At 38.3% G+C, this 19,317-nt stretch carries 14 protein-coding genes and 3 rRNA genes; 13 read left to right on the top strand and 4 right to left on the bottom strand.

Translation table 11 applies throughout. The annotated features are described in order from the left end of the window. Positions 1-24: 24 nt before the first annotated feature. Positions 25-663: an HAD family hydrolase gene (locus tag CKV65_RS08160; RefSeq protein WP_027890213.1), complete on the bottom strand. Its 639-nt coding sequence runs from the start codon at positions 661-663 to the stop codon at positions 25-27. Between the two features lie 120 nt (positions 664-783). On the opposite strand from CKV65_RS08160, the gene CKV65_RS08155 reads away from it, so the two are divergent. The 7 genes from CKV65_RS08155 to CKV65_RS08125 all read left to right on the top strand — a co-directional run bounded on the left by CKV65_RS08155 (position 784) and on the right by CKV65_RS08125 (position 9,208). Further along, positions 784-1,443, top strand: a complete 660-nt coding sequence (locus CKV65_RS08155; protein ID WP_027890214.1) for a hypothetical protein — start codon at positions 784-786, stop codon at positions 1,441-1,443. A gap of 468 nt (positions 1,444-1,911) precedes the next feature. Continuing rightward, a 16S ribosomal RNA gene (locus CKV65_RS08150) occupies positions 1,912-3,467 on the top strand. A 237-nt stretch (positions 3,468-3,704) separates the two neighbouring features. Further along, positions 3,705-6,615, top strand: a 23S ribosomal RNA gene (locus tag CKV65_RS08145). 69 nt (positions 6,616-6,684) lie between these two features. Then, a 5S ribosomal RNA gene (gene rrf / locus CKV65_RS08140) occupies positions 6,685-6,801 on the top strand. The 16S, 23S and 5S rRNA genes sit together here, the layout of an rRNA operon. A 208-nt stretch (positions 6,802-7,009) precedes the next feature. Then, positions 7,010-8,386 (top strand): glycoside-pentoside-hexuronide (GPH):cation symporter, encoded by a 1,377-nt coding sequence (locus CKV65_RS08135; RefSeq protein WP_051177643.1) that lies wholly within the window; start codon positions 7,010-7,012, stop codon positions 8,384-8,386. A gap of 151 nt (positions 8,387-8,537) precedes the next feature. Next, positions 8,538-8,864, top strand: a complete 327-nt coding sequence (locus CKV65_RS08130) for a DMT family transporter (RefSeq protein ID WP_027890534.1) — start codon at positions 8,538-8,540, stop codon at positions 8,862-8,864. Positions 8,865-8,875: 11 nt separating this feature from the next. Continuing rightward, positions 8,876-9,208 carry a DMT family transporter gene (locus CKV65_RS08125; protein WP_027890535.1) on the top strand — a complete coding sequence of 111 codons (333 nt, stop codon included), beginning with the start codon at positions 8,876-8,878 and terminating at the stop codon, positions 9,206-9,208. Between the two features lie 3 nt (positions 9,209-9,211). On the opposite strand, the gene CKV65_RS08120 is transcribed toward CKV65_RS08125, so the two are convergent. Together CKV65_RS08120 and CKV65_RS08115 are read right to left on the bottom strand one after the other, a co-directional pair. After that, on the bottom strand, positions 9,212-9,880 hold the full coding sequence (locus CKV65_RS08120; RefSeq protein WP_027890536.1) for a YczE/YyaS/YitT family protein: 669 nt from the start codon (positions 9,878-9,880) through the stop codon (positions 9,212-9,214). After that, a complete protein-coding gene (locus CKV65_RS08115) occupies positions 9,877-10,308 on the bottom strand; it encodes a MarR family winged helix-turn-helix transcriptional regulator (RefSeq protein WP_027890537.1) in 432 nt (143 codons plus the stop codon). Before CKV65_RS08115 ends, CKV65_RS08120 begins: the two co-directional genes overlap by 4 nt. 126 nt (positions 10,309-10,434) lie before the next feature. Here CKV65_RS08115 and CKV65_RS08110 point away from each other — a divergent pair, with 126 nt between their 5' ends. The 6 genes from CKV65_RS08110 (at position 10,435) to CKV65_RS08085 (ending at position 17,643) form a co-directional block, all read left to right on the top strand. After that, positions 10,435-11,322 carry a MurR/RpiR family transcriptional regulator gene (locus CKV65_RS08110; protein WP_027890538.1) on the top strand — a complete coding sequence of 296 codons (888 nt, stop codon included), beginning with the start codon at positions 10,435-10,437 and terminating at the stop codon, positions 11,320-11,322. A gap of 444 nt (positions 11,323-11,766) precedes the next feature. Then, positions 11,767-12,069, top strand: coding sequence for a PTS sugar transporter subunit IIA (locus tag CKV65_RS08105; RefSeq protein ID WP_036254872.1), 303 nt, complete (start codon positions 11,767-11,769; stop codon positions 12,067-12,069). 15 nt (positions 12,070-12,084) lie between these two features. After that, complete coding sequence (locus CKV65_RS08100) at positions 12,085-13,539, top strand: 6-phospho-beta-glucosidase (RefSeq protein ID WP_027890540.1); 1,455 nt, start codon at positions 12,085-12,087, stop codon at positions 13,537-13,539. Positions 13,540-13,548: 9 nt separating this feature from the next. Continuing rightward, positions 13,549-14,994: a 6-phospho-beta-glucosidase gene (locus CKV65_RS08095; protein ID WP_027890541.1), complete on the top strand. Its 1,446-nt coding sequence runs from the start codon at positions 13,549-13,551 to the stop codon at positions 14,992-14,994. A gap of 151 nt (positions 14,995-15,145) precedes the next feature. Next, complete coding sequence (locus tag CKV65_RS08090) at positions 15,146-16,354, top strand: MFS transporter (protein WP_027890542.1); 1,209 nt, start codon at positions 15,146-15,148, stop codon at positions 16,352-16,354. A gap of 146 nt (positions 16,355-16,500) precedes the next feature. After that, a complete protein-coding gene (locus tag CKV65_RS08085; RefSeq protein WP_231922657.1) occupies positions 16,501-17,643 on the top strand; it encodes an MFS transporter in 1,143 nt (380 codons plus the stop codon). A gap of 44 nt (positions 17,644-17,687) precedes the next feature. On the opposite strand, the gene CKV65_RS08080 is transcribed toward CKV65_RS08085, so the two are convergent. Continuing rightward, on the bottom strand, positions 17,688-19,304 hold the full coding sequence (locus CKV65_RS08080) for a bifunctional metallophosphatase/5'-nucleotidase (RefSeq protein ID WP_027890544.1): 1,617 nt from the start codon (positions 19,302-19,304) through the stop codon (positions 17,688-17,690). Positions 19,305-19,317 lie beyond the last annotated feature (13 nt).

Raw genomic sequence — 19,317 nt, 5'->3', positions numbered from 1 at the left:
GAGTTAAATACAATCCTTTTTTATTTATAATTTATCGATATCTATATCCGTTATTTTGTTTACAATAATATTTGCGGCAGATAAATCTTGGTTGCCAGAATTTGGATTGGCAAAACCGATACAATACATTCCAGCGGATTTAGCAGCAATACTGCCATTCTTAGAATCTTCTAAAGCAACACAATCACTTGGTGCGATATCTAGCATTTTTGCTGTTTTTAAATAAATATCAGGAGCTGGTTTACTATGAGGTAAATCTTCACCAGATATTAATGTAGTAAAGTATTCATTTATACCAAATTTTTTAGTGGTAAACTCAATCATATCTAAAGGTGAAGAAGATGCAATGGCAAGTGGAATGTTTTTATCATGTAATTTTTGAATTAAAGGGATAATTCCTTCAATAGGTTTAACGTGGTGTTCTACTATATAATTTTTTAATTTATCCATTTGTCTTTTAGATAATTGTTCTGGTGTATATGGTAGGTTATTTTGTTTTATGAAAATATCAAATACAGCAGTAGAAGCCATACCAGTGAATTTATTGAATTCTTCATTAGTAACGATTATATTGTTTTCAGCTAGAATACTTCTAACTATTTTATTATGGAGAGGTTCGCTATCAATAATGACGCCATCCATATCAAAAATAAATGCTTTCATAGATAATCCTCGTTTCTTAAATATATTAAGTTAATTATAGAATAGCAAAATTATAGTTTTTTTTAAAGAAAATTTTGTGTTAAAATTATAGTAAAAAATGGTGTATGGGAGCGTTTTATAATGTTTAAGACATTTATTGTTTTATTAAGTTTAATTGTATGTCTATCGAGTACAGCATTAGCGCAGATAAAAGAAGCACAAGTAGGAAATGTAGTGAGCATTCGTTCAGACTTTGATTATCAAGACCCAAAAGAGTTAGCTTTATACGAAGCTCAAAAGGCTAAGCAAAAAGCAGATAAAGATAATAGTAAGGATGAAGATGTAGTTGAACCGAAAGATTTATTTCGTGTGTATTTAACACGTGATAGATTTTATAATAGCAAAAATAAATATCGTGAAAATATAACTTTTTCAATTACATCGCATAATATGGATAGAAACTACATATTAGATGGAGATTGTCCACCTTATTTAGAAATTGTGGATAATGAAGGCAAAAAATCTATTTTAAAATTTTCTGATATGAAGTTTGATAATTTGTATTGGATAAGTTTTTCTTTAACTAAAAAAGAAATACATCAATTACAGAATATAAAAGAAGCTAAACTTATACTACCAGAAGCTATGGAAAATATGTTTGTAAGAAATGAGAAAAAAGATAAAATAGAAAAACGCAAATTTAATGATGATATTAAAGTTGAAATGATATCATATGATATACCAGTGGAAATTTTGCAAGAATGGAAACAAGTATTGTCTGCGGATTTAAGTCGTAAATAATGATGGAAAATAAGACACTTAGAGATGTTTTTTCAAGTGTCTTATTTTTTCATAAAAAATTGAAAAAAAGTGTTGACAAGGATATCTGTTTTAGATATAATATTTTTCGTCGCTGATGAGGCGGACAAAACTTCAGAAAAAATTGTTAAGAAAAAATAAAAAAAGCTTGACAAGATATTCTGAATAAGATATAATGGCTAAGCACTCGATGAGAGGGCAAAACTTAAAAGAGAAAATAAAGCACTAAAAAATAAATTTAAAAAAGTGCTTGACAAACTCTTATAAGTAAGATAAAATAAACAAGCTGACTTTTGAAAGGTCAGCAAAAACAAAGATGTTCTTTGAAAACTAAACAATGCACAATGTTTTCTAACAGACGAATGTGCGGTAATTCATGAAAATGAATTTACCTTTAAATTTCTTTTAAACAGATAATTAAGAGCCAATCGGTTCTTCGAAAAATAATTTTTTTTGGAGAGTTTGATCCTGGCTCAGGACGAACGCTGGCGGCGTGCTTAACACATGCAAGTCGAACGGGGTGTTTATTTCGGTAAACACCAAGTGGCGAACGGGTGAGTAACGCGTAAGCAATCTACCTTCAAGATGGGGACAACACTTCGAAAGGGGTGCTAATACCGAATGAATGAGAGATGACCGCATGGATATTTCTCTAAAGGAGGCCTCTGAAAATGCTTCCGCTTGAAGATGAGCTTGCGTCTGATTAGCTAGTTGGTGAGGGTAAAGGCCCACCAAGGCGACGATCAGTAGCCGGTCTGAGAGGATGAACGGCCACATTGGGACTGAGACACGGCCCAGACTCCTACGGGAGGCAGCAGTGGGGAATCTTCCGCAATGGGCGAAAGCCTGACGGAGCAACGCCGCGTGAACGAAGAAGGTCTTAGGATCGTAAAGTTCTGTTGTTAGGGGCGAAGGGTAGCATTTTGAATAAGGGTGCTATTTGACGGTACTTAACGAGGAAGCCACGGCTAACTACGTGCCAGCAGCCGCGGTAATACGTAGGCGGCAAGCGTTGTCCGGAATTATTGGGCGTAAAGGGAGCGCAGGCGGGAAGTTAAGCGGACTTTAAAAGTGCGGGGCTCAACCCCGTGAGGGGGTCCGAACTGACTTTCTTGAGTGCAGGAGAGGGAAGCGGAATTCCTAGTGTAGCGGTGAAATGCGTAGATATTAGGAAGAACACCAGTGGCGAAGGCGGCTTTCTGGACTGTAACTGACGCTGAGGCTCGAAAGCTAGGGTAGCGAACGGGATTAGATACCCCGGTAGTCCTAGCCGTAAACGATGGATACTAGGTGTGGGAGGTATCGACCCCTTCCGTGCCGGAGTTAACGCAATAAGTATCCCGCCTGGGGAGTACGGCCGCAAGGTTGAAACTCAAAGGAATTGACGGGGGCCCGCACAAGCGGTGGAGTATGTGGTTTAATTCGACGCAACGCGAAGAACCTTACCAAGACTTGACATCGACTGACGTACTTAGAGATAAGTATTTTTACTTCGGTAAACAGGAAGACAGGTGGTGCATGGCTGTCGTCAGCTCGTGTCGTGAGATGTTGGGTTAAGTCCCGCAACGAGCGCAACCCCTATACTATGTTGCCAGCACGTAAAGGTGGGAACTCATAGTAGACTGCCGCGGACAACGCGGAGGAAGGCGGGGATGACGTCAAGTCATCATGCCCCTTACGTCTTGGGCTACACACGTACTACAATGGGATGAACAGAGGGAAGCGAAGTCGCGAGGCAGAGCGGAACCCTAAAAGCATCTCTCAGTTCGGATTGCAGGCTGAAACTCGCCTGCATGAAGTCGGAATCGCTAGTAATCGCAGGTCAGCATACTGCGGTGAATACGTTCCCGGGCCTTGTACACACCGCCCGTCACACCACGAAAGTCATTCACACCCGAAGCCGGCTAAGGGCCGAAAGGAACCGACCGTCGAAGGTGGGGGCGATGATTGGGGTGAAGTCGTAACAAGGTAGCCGTATCGGAAGGTGCGGCTGGATCACCTCCTTTCTAAGGAGCATGCGTTACCGGAAGGTAAGGTATGAGTCGAGCACATTCGTAAGCATTGTTTGGTTTTGAGAGAATATCTCTCAATTGTTCTTTGAAAACTGCACAGAAGAATATAAATGCAAAAAACTAATTCACCAAAAAGAAAAGCAAATGCTTCTCTTAGAGTTTAGTGGATTGAACCAAGCATTTTAGGATTTAAAAAACATTAGCGAAGACAAAAGCAAATGACCTTAAGTAAGTTAAGTGAACAAGGGCATACGGCGGATGCCTTGGCGCCAAGAGCCGATGAAGGACGCGGTAAGCTGCGAAAAGGTATGGTAAGGAGCAAGCATCCAGTGACCCATACATTTCCGAATGGGGCAACCCATCATCAGTAATGTGATGATACGAAAGAGGCAGACCCGGGGAACTGAAACATCTAAGTACCCGGAGGAAAAGTAATCAAATGAGATTCCCTAAGTAGCGGCGAGCGAAAGGGGAAGAGCCCAAACCAGATAACTTCGGTTGTCTGGGGTTGAGGACCGGCATAAAGAGGAAACTTCTTAGCCGAATGGTCTGGAAAGGCCATGCGTAGAAGGTGAAACACCTGTAGGCGAAAAGGAGTCAATCTGGCTGGTATCCAGAGTACTACGAGACACGTGAAACCTTGTAGGAAGCAGGGGGGACCACCCTCCAAGGCAAAATACTAATTGGCGACCGATAGAGAATAGTACCGTGAGGGAAAGGTGAAAAGAACCCCGGGAGGGGAGTGAAATAGAACCTGAAACCGTATGTCTACAAGCAGTCGAAGCACCTTAAGAGTGCGACGGCGTGCCTATTGAAGAATGAACCGGCGAGTTACATTATGTTGCGAGGTTAAGTGGGAGACACGGAGCCGAAGCGAAAGCGAGTCTTAATAGGGCGGCTAGTAACATGGTGTAGACCCGAAACCGCAGTGATCTATCCATGGTCAGGTTGAAGCGCAGGTAAAAATGCGTGGAGGACCGAACCCGTGAGTGTTGAAAAACTTTGGGATGAACCGTGGATAGGGGTGAAATGCCAATCGAACGCGGAGATAGCTGGTACTCCCCGAAATAGCTTTAGGGCTAGCCTCAGGGAAGATTATAGACGGTAGAGCACTGTTCTGGTAAGGGGGCGTAAAGCCTACCGACCCTAGACAAACTTCGAATGGCTATAATTAAGACCCTGGGAGTCAGACTGCGAGTGATAAGACCCGTAGTCAAGAGGGAAACAGCCCAGACCACCGACTAAGGTCCCCAATGCTGTACTAAGTGGAGAAGGATGTAAGACTTCATAAACAACCAGGATGTTGGCTTAGAAGCAGCCACCATTAAAAGAGTGCGTAATAGCTCACTGGTCGAGAGGCCTTGCGCCGAAGATGTCCGGGGCTCAAGTACAGAACCGAAGTCGTGGCAGGATTTAATAATTCTGGGTAGGGGAGCGTTGTGTATTCGACTGAAGGTGTACCGTAAGGAGCGCTGGAGGATACACAAGAGAGAATGCCGGTATGAGTAGCGAAAAGAACAGTGAGAATCTGTTCCACCGAAAGCCTAAGGTTTCCTGAGCAACGCTCGTCGACTCAGGGTAAGTCGGGACCTAAGCCGAGGCAAAAAGCATAGGCGATGGACAACAGGTTAATATTCCTGTACCGCTTCAAATCGTTTGAGCAATGGAGTGACACAGAAGGTAGCTTGAGCACGCGACTGGAAGAGCGTGTCGAAGGTGGTAGGTTGTGATATAGGAAAATCCGTATCATAAGACCGAGAGCTGATAGATAGACGATACTTCGGTAGAGTCAAATTCAAGTGAGCCATGCTGTCGAGAAAAGCTTCTAGTGAGAGATGGAGCGCCCGTACCGAAACCGACACAGGTAGGCGGGGAGAGAATCCTAAGGTGCGCGGGACAACCCTCGTTAAGGAACTCGGCAAATTGTATCCGTAACTTAGGGATAAGGATAGCCGGAGGATGTGAAGGGATTAACTTCTGGAGCGTCAGCCGGTGGCACAAGAGAGGCCCAAGCGACTGTTTAGCACAAACACAGGTGCCTGCGAAAGAGAAATCTGAAGTATAGGTGCTGACACCTGCCCGGTGCTGGAAGGTTAAGAGGAGGGCTTAGAGGCAACTCGAAGGCTTGAATTGAAGCCCCAGTAAACGGCGGCCGTAACTATAACGGTCCTAAGGTAGCGAAATTCCTTGTCGGGTAAGTTCCGACCCGCACGAAAGGTGTAACGACTTGGGCACTGTCTCAACGAGGGACCCGGTGAAATTGAAGTACCTGTGAAGATGCAGGTTACCCGCGACTGGACAGAAAGACCCCATGGAGCTTTACTGCAACCTGACATTGATGTTTAGTAAATAACGTACAGGATAGGTGGGAGACTGGGAAGTCTGGGCGTTAGCCTAGATGGAGTCGACGTTGGGATACCACCCTTTATTTATTGAACCTCTAACTGTAGGAGTAACGAAACTCAGGACAGTGTCAGGCGGGCAGTTTGACTGGGGCGGTCGCCTCCCAAAATGTAACGGAGGCGCCCAAAGGTTCCCTCAGCGCGAACGGAAACCGCGCAAAGAGTGCAAAGGCAGAAGGGAGCTTGACTGCGAGTCAGACACGACGAGCAGGTACGAAAGTAGGGCTTAGTGATCCGGTGGTTCCGAGTGGAAGGGCCATCGCTCAACGGATAAAAGCTACCCTGGGGATAACAGGCTAATCTCTCCCAAGAGTCCATATCGACGGGGAGGTTTGGCACCTCGATGTCGGCTCATCACATCCTGGGGCTGGAGCAGGTCCCAAGGGTTGGGCTGTTCGCCCATTAAAGTGGTACGTGAGCTGGGTTCAGAACGTCGTGAGACAGTTCGGTCCATATCCATCGCGGGCGTAAGAGACTTGAAGGGGGCTGCTCCTAGTACGAGAGGACCGGAGTGGACGGACCAATGGTGTACCAATTATCCCGCCAGGGGTACAGTTGGGTAGCTACGTCCGGAAAGGATAAACGCTGAAAGCATCTAAGCGTGAAACCAGCCTTGAGATGAGGTCTCCCGAAGCGTAAGCTTGAAAGACACCTTAAAGAAGATGAGGTTGATAGGCCAGGAGTAGAAGTTCAGTAATGAATGTAGCGGACTGGTACTAATAAGTCGAGAACTTAACTTAAAAGCTTGGTAGAGCAAGAAATTCTTCTGTGAAGTTTTGAGGGAACAAAAGACCTCAGAAAAAAGAATATCCGGTGATGATGCCTAAATGGAACCACCTGTATCCATACCGAACACAGTAGTTAAGCATTTAGAGGCCGAAAGTACTTGCATGGAAACGTGCTGGGAGGATAGGAAGTTGCCGGTTAAGAGAAAGCACTGATTATTCAGTGCTTTTTTCTTTATATTTTATGAATAATTATTGACAACTCATTAAAAATTTTGCATAATATTTCCATAGAAAAATATTGAATTCGTCATTTTAGACTATAACTTTTTCTGTTTCTGAACAAAACAGAGGAGTTATAGTCTTTTTATTTTATAAAAATTAAAAAAATGGAGGAGCAAATTTATTTATGGAAAAACTTTTATGGAAAGAGAAATTATCTTATGGAATAGGAGCTTATGGAAAAGATTTTATTTATAATATGATAGCTGCTTTTCTGATGATTTTTTATACCGATGTAGTTGGTGTATCGTTAATTTTTGTGAGTACTTTATTTTTAGTGGTTCGCATTGTAGATGCTATAACTAATCCTTTTATGGGCTGGTTTGTTGATAATACAAAAACTAAATGGGGAAAATTTCGCCCTTGGATTTTAATAGGAACAATAATAAATTCTTTTGTTTTAATTTTATTATATTTAAATCCGGCAACTTTTTTACAGGGAATTTTGATAAATGTCTGGTGTATTGTTACATATCTATTATGGAGTCTTACATATACCTTGATGGACGTGCCTTTTTGGGCAATGATACCGGCATTTTCAAATGATGCTAAGGTTAGAAATGAAATTTCTATGTTATCTAGATTATTTGCGACTTTTGGTGGTCAAATGATGTCTACAATTGGTTTATTAGTAATCGCTTGTTTAGGCGTGAATATGGGAGCTAGTGAAAGTGATGGCTATTTGAGATTTGCCGTGATTGTAGCTGTTGTATTCAATATTTGTGAAATAATATGTGTAAGAAATGTCAGTGAACATGTAGTTATAAAAAATAAAAGAGATATTAAACTTAGCGAAGTATTGAATTTCTTGAAGGAAAATGATCAATTATTAATTATTATTTTTATGACGATATTACAGCAAATTGCAGTATTTTTATGGACTGGAATGAATATTTATTTTTTCAAATATGTAGTTTGTCATGAAGAATGGTTTTCTATTTTTGGCATAGTTAATTTTATTGTTGGCTCTATAGGTTTGATAGCTTTTCCATCTTTAGCGAATAAATTTTCCCGAAAGGTGGTATATATTTTATCATCTGTTTTTTTAGTATTAGGTTTGTTGGGCATGTTTTTTACCGGCAGCGATGAAAATGCGAATATCTGGCTGTTTTTTTCCATGGCAGGTTTCTTTTGTCTGGGCAATGCTTTAGCCGGTGTTACGACGACTGTAATGCTGGCGGATACAGTTGAATATGGAGAATATAAATCGGGTATCAGAAGCGAGGCTGTCGTGTTTTCTGTACAGACATTTACCGTGAAATTTGGTTCGGCTATTGCTGGTTTTATCGGGGCGATGGTTTTATCCTTGGTGGGTTATGTGCCGAATGCGGTTCAGACGCCAGAAACGGTTTTGGGCTTGAGAGTGATGATGTTTATAATGTCGGCTTTACTGATTATGGTAATTTTGTGTCTATATCTTAAATTTTACAAGTTAAACGGAAGTTTTTATTTTAATATATTGAAGGAGCTTTCCAAAAGACGTGAAAAAATTAGTTTAGATTAAACGGCATTTGACAAATAAAAATAATTTTGTTAAACTACCATAAGTAAATGAAAGCGTCTGAAAAAAGGCTATAGATTTTGCTGTTTCTGAATCAAACAGCAGTCTATAGCCTTTTTTGTTTTATAAAATTAATTTTCAGGAGGTTTTTGTGATGAATATCGGCTGGGTAAAAATTTTAGGTGCTACTTTTTTTGAATTGATGTGGATTACGGGGCTTAAATACGCTGAACTTCCATGGGAATGGGCGGTGACGTGTCTTTCTATCATGGGTTCAAGTTACTGTCTGATTACGGCGGGAAATACATTGCCGGTAGGAACGGCGTATTCCGTATTTGTAGGGCTTAGCTCTATCGGTACGATTTTGGTGGAATTTTTGGGATTTGGCATATTGCCGAGTTTTTGGCAGCTTGTATTTATGGTTACTTTGATTGTTGGTGTAATCGGTTTAAAATTGTTGAATGAACAAGTAGAAAGATGAGGTTTTAAGTTATGGATTGGATTTTTGTTATTGTTGCCGGATTACTGGAAGTTTTAAGTATTAATTATATGAATAAGTGGCAGCTTATTAAAAAATTCGGTTTGAAAAAATCGTCAGTGCTTATCGTGAAGATGTGTCTGGCGTTCGGCGGCAGTCTTGTTTTGCTAAATTTGGCATTAGATACTTTGCCGATGAGCATTACATATGCCGTATGGTCCGGTATCGGTTCTGTGGGAGGCGTGGCTGTGAGTATTATCAAATACGGAGAAAGTGCTAATTGGCGCCGTTTATTTTGTATTTTTTTAATTTTATTTTCAGTAGTAGGATTGAAATTAGTTTCTTAAAGATTATTTTAAACGAGCTAAGGCACGGATATGTCTAAGAAATTTGAAATGATGGTTTACTAAATTTATAAATCTTCCTACTATCAATGCAGAAACGATAGTGCCTAGTCCAATGCCGTTTAATTCGCCAAAGAAAATAAAAGATAAGATACAAGCAATAATGATGAGTGTTACATCAAAATAAATTTTTATAGTGCCGAATTTTACTTTTGGCTTTTTAATAGCAATAGCTAAAGCAAGAGCACGGACAACGCCTTCACCTGGAACAACTATTACATTTGGTGCAACTTCTATACAAATACCAATAGCTAAAATCATACAACCAATGATGAGTGATATGAATTTTGCGATAAAGGTTTCAGGTTGAAAAAAAGCAAGCCAATTCATGCTTACATCAATGAAAAAGCTGAATAAAATATTGGCAAAAACTTGTAAAAATTGGATTGGATGAAAATCACGTCGTAAAATAATTATTTGAATAATGATAAATAAAACGTTAAAAATAAATGTAGTCATACCAAAAGTATAATCGGGAAAAGCTAGCGATAAAACGTAAGGAACAGATGATATTTGCGATGTACCTAAATCACTTTTTGTAACAAATGCTACACCAAAGGAATTTATAAAAATTCCTAAGGCAAAGAAAAAATAGCGTAAACCTATAATTTTCATTGAAAATTTTCCTCTCTTAAGTTTTTTATAATGATATTTAAAGTTTGTAAAAATTGTTGTTTATCTTCTGATGATATATTTTTAAAAGCTATATCATCGACATGACCACAAATTTGTTTGACTTTTTGAGCGCTTTCTTTTCCCTTTTCAGTTAAATATATGGAATAAGCACGTTTATCATTGATTTGATTTTTACGTACAATTAAATTTTGTTTTTCCATGCGAGTTAGTAAACTGGTAATAGTGGATTTATCTAGTACATGGTCACGGCTTATATTTTTGGCAATAGTTCCATCATGTTCTAATAGATATTCTAAAATTTTAGGTTGACCAGGTAGTAAATCTAAATCGTATACTTGTTGGATGATGAGATTATTGCTATGGTTGAATGCTTTAAGTAAAAGAAAATGTAATTCATTATTTAGCATATAAAATCTCCTTTTATTGTAATATAGTTTGATTTCAAACTATATTATAGGAGTTATTAATATTTATTTCAAGAATAATGTTTATGATATAATAAGAAATAATAATTTTAAATTGGCGGTGATGAAATGAGATTGCTGAAAACTTTGTCGGAAAGAGAAAAATTTTCGGCAGTAGAGCAAAATATCATAAAATATATTTTGGATAATCCCAAAGAAATTGTTAATATGTCGATACGAGAGCTTGCCAATAAGACATTTACATCGTCAGCGGCGATTTTTCGTCTTTGCCAAAAATGCGGGTTGAAAGGATATACGGAATTTAAGATAAAATTCATCAGTGAGGTGAACAGAACTTCCGATTTTGAAAATGATGAACTGGAAAAGCCGATTAGGGATTTACACAGACCGATTAACGGCAAGGACGATGTAAAATCAGTGGTGCGGAGAATGGCTTTTTTGCAGATTGAAGCAATAGAGGAAACAAAGAATGAAATAAATTATAAACAGCTTGAAAGAGTAGCCGATATGATGAATGCGGCTGGTCAGATAGTGTTTTTTGGATTTGACCTAAATTATTATATATCGCAGTCCACCGTTTATCATCTGGTGCGGACGGGAAAGCCGGCAGTCGTATATGAAACAGTAAATAATCAGGTAGCAAAGGCGGTCATGTTCAAAAAGGAAGATATAGCTATTTTAATTAGTCGAACAGGAGAAAATAAAAATTTAATACGGATATCGCAGGTATTGAAACGAAAGGGGGCAAAAATTATTCTGCTTTCGGCAAGCAAGGATACATCACTGGACAAACTCTGTGATGAATTTATCTATATCGCCAATGTTATAGATTATCTGAGTATGGGAGGCGTTATTTTCAGTGTCGGCTGCCGGTATATTCTTGACGTATTGTTCGGTATACTGTTCAGCAAAAATTATAAGAGTGTGGAAAAATTTGTAGGTGAATTTGAAACCGTCAATGGAAAAAGTGTACATGACCCCAATCGTTTATGGTGATTTTGAGGTAAAACAGCTATTGGAACATTGTTTCAGAGAAATAAAAACACAGTTAGAGTTAGATATAACTTTCTGGCTGTGTTTTTTATGTTTTGCGCAATTTATGCGGTTTGCGTTAATGATATGAATTGTGTGAAAATCGTAAAAAATAATGAAACATTATTCCAGAAAATGGCGAAAGTATTGAGCTGGTAAAAAGGCTGTGGTATATTAAACGCAGTTGATGAGATGAAGATGTGCACAGATAAACTCAGAAAATAAATTTTTAGAGAAGTTTAGGAGAGGGATTTTCTGGAGAGGAGTTTATTATGTCTAAGCAGGCAATATTTGATAAGTTTATAGAATTAATGGGCAGATTTGCAGAGATTAAGGAAGTCGCGGCACTTAGGGACGGATTTATCTGACATTTTAGTTGAGCTTCTTAAGAATCCCCTGTCTTTAGACATGGGGAGTGTCAATTCCACAGTTGGAACGGCAAGAAGCTGTTATATTGAAGCCATTCAGAAGGCTAAAGAAGGTAAATGGGAAGAAATAGACGAACTTTTTAAAGCCGGCGACGAAGCATTCAATGAAGGTCATGATGCCCATATGGGTCTTTTGATGAAGGAAGCGGAAGGCAAATCGGAAGGAGTAAATCTGCTCTTACTGCATGCAGAAGACCAGCTTATGAGTGCGGAAGGATTTAAAACGGTAGCTTTGGAAATGATTGATGTCTATAAAAGATTGGAAAAACTTGAGAATAAATAAAAAAGAGGTGTTATAATGCCATTTTGTGAAGGCTTTTTATGGGGCGGCGCAGTGGCGGCGCACCAGCTGGAAGGCGGTTGGAATGAAGGCGGCAAGGGCGTAAGCATCGCCGACGTGATGACGGTTGGCGGCTACGGTAAGCCGCGCCGTATAACGGACGGAGTTGTCGCCGGCGAAAATTATCCTAATCATGAAGCGATTGATTTTTATCATAGATATAAAGATGATGTGAAATTATTTGCCGATATGGGCTTTAAGGCGTTCCGCACGAGTATCGCATGGACGAGAATTTTCCCGAACGGCGATGAAACGGAGCCGAATGAAGAAGGGCTGAAATTCTATGACGATTTGTTTGATGAATTGTTAAAGTATAATATCGAGCCCGTCATTACACTGTCGCATTTTGAAATGCCGTACAATCTCGTTACGAAATACGGCGCATGGCGTAACCGCAAGCTGATAGACTTTTTCGTAAGATATGCGGAAGTCTGCTTCAAGCGGTATAAAGATAAAGTAAAATACTGGATGACATTCAATGAAATCAACAATCAGGCAAGTATAGACAGTCCGTTTATGGGTTTTGTAAATTCGGGCATTATCTTTAAGGATGAACCGAACCCGTGGCAGTCGCTGTTTCAGGCGGCGCATTATGAACTTGTCGCCAGCGCGAAAGCTGTGAAAATCGGACACGCAGTCAACCCGGATTTTAAAATCGGATGTATGATAGGTTATGAACCGACATATCCTCTGACTTGTCGTCCGGAAGATATGGTGCTAGCAATGAAAGACATGCACAAACGCCATTTTTTTAGTGATGTGCACTGTCGCGGCCATTATCCGTCATATGCTACAACTGAATGGGAACGCAGAAATCTGGATTTGGATATCACGGAAGACGATTTGAAAATATTGCAGGAAGGCACAGTAGATTATCTGGCATTCAGCTATTATAAGACGAATATTGTTACTACGGATAAAAGTAAAATAGATAAAGATAATAAAGATGAATTTTCCACCGGTGTAGATAATCCGTATTTGAAAAAGACAGACTGGGGCTGGGCGATTGACCCGAAAGGCATACGATATACACTCGATATTCTGTCGGAAAGATATGAACTGCCGTTGATGATTGTGGAAAATGGTATCGGTCTGCATGAAACGAGAGAAAATGAACAATCTGACGGCATGATACACGATGATAAACGCATAGCATATTTTCAGGCACATATTGAACAAATGAAAAAAGCAGTCGAAGAAGACGGCGTCGATTTATGGGGATATATGCCGTGGGGCTGTATTGACCTTGTTTCCGCCGGAACAGGAGAAATGGAAAAACGGTATGGTTTTATCTATGTCGATAAAGATAATCAAGGTAAAGGAACTCTGAACAGAAAACCGAAAAAATCTTTCTATTGGTATAAAAAAGTTATCGCTTCCAATGGGGAAGATTTGAGTAATGATGAAGATTGAGGTGTAAAAATGCCATTTAGCAAAGATTTTTTATGGGGCGGTGCAGTAGCTGCTCACCAGCTCGAAGGCGGTTGGAATGAGGACGGCAAGGGCGTAAGTGTTGCAGACGTGATGACTGTCGGCGGCTACGGTAAACCGCGCCGCATCACGAGAGGCGTTGTTGCCGGTGAAAATTATCCGAACCATGAAGCAATAGATTTTTATCATAGATATAAAAAAGATGTGAAAATGTTCGCCGATATGGGTTTTAAGGCGTTCCGCACAAGTATCGCATGGACGAGAATTTTTCCGAATGGCGATGAAACACAGCCGAACGAAGCAGGGCTTAAATTCTATGACGATTTGTTTGACGAAATGCTGAAATACAATATTGAGCCGGTCATCACGCTGTCGCATTTTGAAATGCCGTATAATCTTGTCGTTAAATATGGCGGCTGGAAAAACCGTAAATTGATAGATTTCTTTGTCCGTTTTGCTAAAGTATGCTTTAAACGGTATCAGCATAAAGTAAAATACTGGATGACTTTCAATGAAATAAACAATCAGGCGAATATAGAAAATGATTTTTGCGGGTTCACCAATTCGGGCGTGGTATTGCGTAAAGAGGAAAATCCTTTGCAGGTATTGTATCAAGTGTCTCATTATGAACTGGTAGCTAGTGCCAAAGCAGTAAAAATCGCGCATGAAATCAGTCCTGATATGAAAGTCGGCTGTATGTTGGCTTATCAGCCGGTATATCCATTAACTTGTAATCCAGATGATATAATACTTTCCGTACAGGAAATGCACAAACGTAATTTTTACGGTGATGTGCATGTTCGCGGTCATTATCCGGCGTATGCACTGGCGCAGTGGAAAAATAAAAACATTCAGCTCGATATAACGAAAGAGGATTTGGTGGCACTTAAAGAAGGCACAGTCGATTATATCGGTTTTAGCTATTATCAGACGGCGGTTGTAACGACAGACGAAAGCAAGATAAAAACAGATGTAAAAGAAGCTGACGAAAAAGTCGATAATCCATATTTGAAACGCAATGACTGGGGCTGGCAGATTGACCCGGTAGGGCTCAGATATGCACTGATGGTTTTGTCTGAACGGTATGAGGTTCCATTGATGATTGTGGAAAACGGTATCGGGCTGCATGAAACGGAAGCTGACGAACAATCAGACGGCATGATACATGATGATGGACGTATCGCATATTTTCAGGCGCATATCGAACAGATGAAAAAAGCTGTGGAAGAAGACGGCGTCGATTTGTGGGGCTATATGCCGTGGGGCTGTATCGACCTTGTTTCTGCCGGAACGGGTGAAATGGAAAAACGGTACGGCTTCATCTATGTAGATAAAGATAATCAGGGCAACGGTACATTAAACCGCAAGCCGAAAAAATCTTTTTACTGGTATAAAAAAGTAATTGCTACTAATGGTGAAGATTTAAGTAATAACTAATAGTTGAATAGAATAGTTTCTTGTAAGATAAATGACTTCTGTTAATTAACAGGAGTCATTTATTTTTATAAGGTAATTGATTTTATTTTTTTATTTTGATAATATAATATTTTATCGAAATGAATTTATATGATTAAAGAAGGTATTTTTTATGGCTAGGTTAATTGACAAGGGAACAAAGGACTATTATCGTGCGTTATGTATGATGTTCTTTGGAAGTTTGGCGGCGTTTGGGGCAGAATATTGCTTGCAACCTGTTATTCCAATCTTGGCACAGGATTTTAATTTATCACTTACTAAAGCAAGTTTAGCAATGTCTTTTGGTACAATAGGTATGGCAATATCCATGATTTTAATAGCTAGTGTGTCTAAATATTTGGAACGCAAAAAAGTTATGGTATTAGCTTTAGGTATATCTGCGCTTATTATTTTACTCATGTCAGTTACAGAGGAATTTACATTAATTTTGTTATTGCGTTTTGCTCAAGGAATTTTATTAGCAGGATTTCCTTCTTTAGCTGTTGCTTATATTAATGAGGAATTTAATCCTAATATCATCGGGGCAGCAATCGGTGTATATGTAGCAGCAACACCTTTAGGTGGTTTGATTGGCCGTATTATGATAAGTACTTTTACAGATTTTGCTTCATGGCGTATCGGTTTAATGATTGCTGGGATATTGTATTTAATTTGCGCTATTATGATGTGGTTTTTCTTGCCACCATCTTTAAATAAAAAAATCGAACATGGCAAAGTACATATTGCTTGGCGAGAATTTCTTGGTTTATTAAAAAATAAAAAGATAATAATGATTTATTGCATAGCTTTTTGTGTAATGGGTTGTTTTGTCTGCACATATAATTTTATTTCATATGTGTTAATGAATGAACCATATAATTTAAGTCAAACAGTAATTGGTTTTATATTTATTTTATATCTTGTAGGTTCAATAAGTTCAGCTGTAATGGGAACTTTATCAGACCATTATGGACATGGGATTATAATTATAATTTCTATGGTAATTCAAATTGCAGGTATTATCATAACTGCATTTAGTCCACTTATTGTAAAAATTATCGGTCTTGCTGTATTTACCTATGGATTTTTTGGTGTACATTCCAATGCATGCGCGTGGGCACCTCAAAGCTGTAATAATGATAAAGCACAGGTTTCTGCGATGTACATGCTGTTTTATTACATTGGAGCAAGTGTATTCGGTACATTAGGCGGTGTCTTTTTAAGCGATTATGGCTGGATGGGTATTGTTGTATTTGAAAGTATAATTTTATTTGTAGGTCTTATTTTATCTGTAATAATATACAATATGGATGGCAAAAATAAATTAGAAAAAGTACAATAAACGATTGTTTATAAGTAAAGTAATTATTTAGTTAAATATATATGAAGTTTTTTATAATCGCTGGATATTGTTAGTAGTTTTAGTTATAATAGTTATCTATGATTTTATAAGAGTAGGTGATTTTTAAATTGAGCGGAGAAAGACATTTGAAAGATTTTAAGGTAGGGATAAAAGAACAATATGCAGCGAGAATAATATTTTTTGTTGCTGGTTTTGGCATAGCCACATGGGCACCGATGATACCGCTTGTAAAAGATAGATTAAATATCGGCGCCGATGTTTTAGGATTATTGATACTTTGCATGGGTGTCAGCTCATTTTTAATGATGCCTATTGCCGGTCTTTTTGCACAGAAATTTGGTTGTAAAAAAGTGCTTAGAGTGATGGGTTTACTCATGGGCGTAGAGATAGTATGTTTATCGATGTTACCTAATGTATGGCTTTATGGCGTATTTTTGTTTATTTTGGGAGCTATTGGCGGCACTTTAAACGTAAACATGAACATCCATGCTGTTATAGTTGAAAAATTATCGAAAAAGCGCATGATGTCCAGTATGCACGCTCTTTGGAGTGTTGGTTGCTTTTTGGGCGCTGGTTTGTTTAGTTTATTAGCTAAATTGGGATTATCTGCGACACAGATAGCTATTGTTCACTGTATTATAATTTTTGCAGTTGTGATTTATTTTAGTCAGTTCTTTTTACCGTATAAAGGCAGTGGCAATGAAAAAGCAATTGCAATACCAAAAGGTATTGTAGGTTTATTCGGCATACTTGCAGTCATATCATTCCTCGGTGAAGGTGGTATGATGGACTGGAGTGGTATTTTCTTAAATGAAGCTAAAGGTGTGGATTTATCTTTAGCTGGTGTTGGATATGCTGTTTTTTCAGCGGCAATGCTCGTTGGCAGATTGATTGGCGATAAAGTAGTACAATTTTTAGGTGAACAAAAAGTCGTTATTTTTGGCGGTTTAGTAGCAAGCTTCGGTTATATTTTAGCTATAGCAATTGATAATTTCTTTATCTTGCAAATAGGCTTTATTTTATTGGGATTAGGTGCTGCTAATATCGTGCCTGTAGTGTATACTTTGCTTGGCAAGCAATCAGTAATGCCAATAAATTCCGCTGTTACTGCTGTTACAAGTGTTGGTTATTTAGGTGTAATGTTTGGGCCAGCGCTTTTAGGTTTCATTGCACATGGCATAGGTATTACAGCTGTATTTTGTATTTTAGCAGGTTTATTTATCATACAATCATTTATTGCTCGATATGTATTTAAAGTTTTAAATTAATTAAAGAAAGGACATTTGATTTTACGTCAAATGTCCTTTTAGTTTTATTTGATGATAATTCGCCCTTGTCCATATGGATTTTCATACGTATTATCAATAGTAGCATTTAAATGATTTTGAATGTATTCGATTATGACATCTGTTTCAGACATCATTTCATCTTGAATTGAATGAGCATTTTTAAACATACTCATACCATTGCCACCGAGTTTTAAAATATAAGAAGTGCCACCAACAGTGTATTTTTTGTTTAAATTTAGTGGCTTATTGTCTATCATGACATTTTGCACGCGATATGCACCATTTACTTTAATAAAATTGCCTTTATCATCAGTTATAATATGAGAAGGGATTGTGCTATCAATGGTATAGGATAAACCGGATACTTGTAAAAATCCGCCATTTTCTTCGGGATAATTACTAGCACTCATCTCTAAGGCATCTAAAATTTGTTGACCAGTTGCTTCTATTATTACGCACATATTGCCAAAAGGAAAAGTGTTTAAAATATCGTTATAAGTGAAGCTTCCTATAGGAATTTCATTGCGTATGCCACCGCCATTACAAATTGCTATATCTGTATTCAATACTGTTTTATAAGCATCTGTTACAAAATCCCCTAAATTAGTTTCACCACTGCGAATTAATCGTTTATTGTTTTTAGGGTCGACAGTGGTCAAAAAAACATCAGATTTTCCGATTGTTTGATTTAAAATCGGTGCGAATTTTTGTTTTTCAGTTGCGATTAATGCTGTGATTTTTGTATCTTGAGTTGTCAAATTATCTATTAATTTAGTTGAAATCTGTCCATTTGTATCGATAGTTAATTGACCGAGATTTTTTAATTTAGTGCCTGTCTGTGTGATGATAACATTTTGTTGTTTAGCATTTTGTACGATATCTTCAGAAATTGTTTCATGTGAATGACCATCGATGATAGCATTGATACCTGTAGTGTGATTGGCGACTGCAATACTGCTCCAACGCGGGACATTTGCATGTTCACCGAGATGGGCTACTAATATTACATAATCTGCGCCGAGTTTTTTTACATTATCGACTGTTTGCTGTATTTTCCTGTAGAGTTTTTCGCCTGTAGCATCTTCATCAAACGAATAGATAAATTCGCCAGTTTCATTTTGAAAAAATGCAGGAGTGGAAGATGTTAAAGTTTCTGGCGTAGTTACACCGATTAAAGCTATTTTTACATCATCGAATTGCAAAATTTTATAAGCTGGCAATAAATTTATATTGTTTTTTAAATCGATTATGTTTGCAGAATAATAATTGCAGTTTAATTTGTCATTGAGTTTTAAAAATTGTTGCATGCCATAGTCAAATTCATGGTTGCCAGGAATAGCAAAATCGTAGCCTATAGCATTCATGATATTGATAATACTATTGCCATTAGATAATTTTCCGATAGGCGTTCCTTGTATGGCATCGCCTGCGTCAATTAAAGCGATATATGGTGTTTGGTGGCGTAAATCCTGTTTGTATTGGCTGATTTTAGCGTAGCCTAAATTGTCTTCAATACCGCAGTGAACATCATTCGTATAAAGAAGAATGATGGGATATTTAGCGGCAAAAGCATTGTTTGGCGATAAAATAAAAATAAGGACAAAAAAAGCAAGGGTTAGTGATTTTATTTTATTGAACATGACAATACCTCCT

The sequence above is a fragment of the Megamonas hypermegale genome (assembly GCF_900187035.1).
Classification (GTDB): domain Bacteria; phylum Bacillota; class Negativicutes; order Selenomonadales; family Selenomonadaceae; genus Megamonas; species Megamonas hypermegale.
This window is presented reverse-complemented; position numbering and strand designations above follow the sequence as displayed.

Bases quoted from the DNA above. Each gene is read 5' to 3' on its own strand.
- CKV65_RS08155 (WP_027890214.1), top strand. From the start codon at position 784: ATGTTTAAGACATTTATTGTTTTATTAAGTTTAATTGTATGTCTATCG.
- CKV65_RS08105 (WP_036254872.1), top strand. From the start codon at position 11,767: ATGGGGAGTGTCAATTCCACAGTTGGAACGGCAAGAAGCTGTTATATT.
- CKV65_RS08095 (WP_027890541.1), top strand. From the start codon at position 13,549: ATGCCATTTAGCAAAGATTTTTTATGGGGCGGTGCAGTAGCTGCTCAC.
- CKV65_RS08110 (WP_027890538.1), top strand. From the start codon at position 10,435: ATGAGATTGCTGAAAACTTTGTCGGAAAGAGAAAAATTTTCGGCAGTA.
- CKV65_RS08135 (WP_051177643.1), top strand. From the start codon at position 7,010: ATGGAAAAACTTTTATGGAAAGAGAAATTATCTTATGGAATAGGAGCT.
- CKV65_RS08160 (WP_027890213.1), bottom strand. From the start codon at position 663: ATGAAAGCATTTATTTTTGATATGGATGGCGTCATTATTGATAGCGAA.
- CKV65_RS08080 (WP_027890544.1), bottom strand. From the start codon at position 19,304: ATGTTCAATAAAATAAAATCACTAACCCTTGCTTTTTTTGTCCTTATT.
- CKV65_RS08120 (WP_027890536.1), bottom strand. From the start codon at position 9,880: ATGAAAATTATAGGTTTACGCTATTTTTTCTTTGCCTTAGGAATTTTT.
- CKV65_RS08125 (WP_027890535.1), top strand. From the start codon at position 8,876: ATGGATTGGATTTTTGTTATTGTTGCCGGATTACTGGAAGTTTTAAGT.
- CKV65_RS08090 (WP_027890542.1), top strand. From the start codon at position 15,146: ATGGCTAGGTTAATTGACAAGGGAACAAAGGACTATTATCGTGCGTTA.
- CKV65_RS08130 (WP_027890534.1), top strand. From the start codon at position 8,538: ATGAATATCGGCTGGGTAAAAATTTTAGGTGCTACTTTTTTTGAATTG.
- CKV65_RS08100 (WP_027890540.1), top strand. From the start codon at position 12,085: ATGCCATTTTGTGAAGGCTTTTTATGGGGCGGCGCAGTGGCGGCGCAC.
- CKV65_RS08115 (WP_027890537.1), bottom strand. From the start codon at position 10,308: ATGCTAAATAATGAATTACATTTTCTTTTACTTAAAGCATTCAACCAT.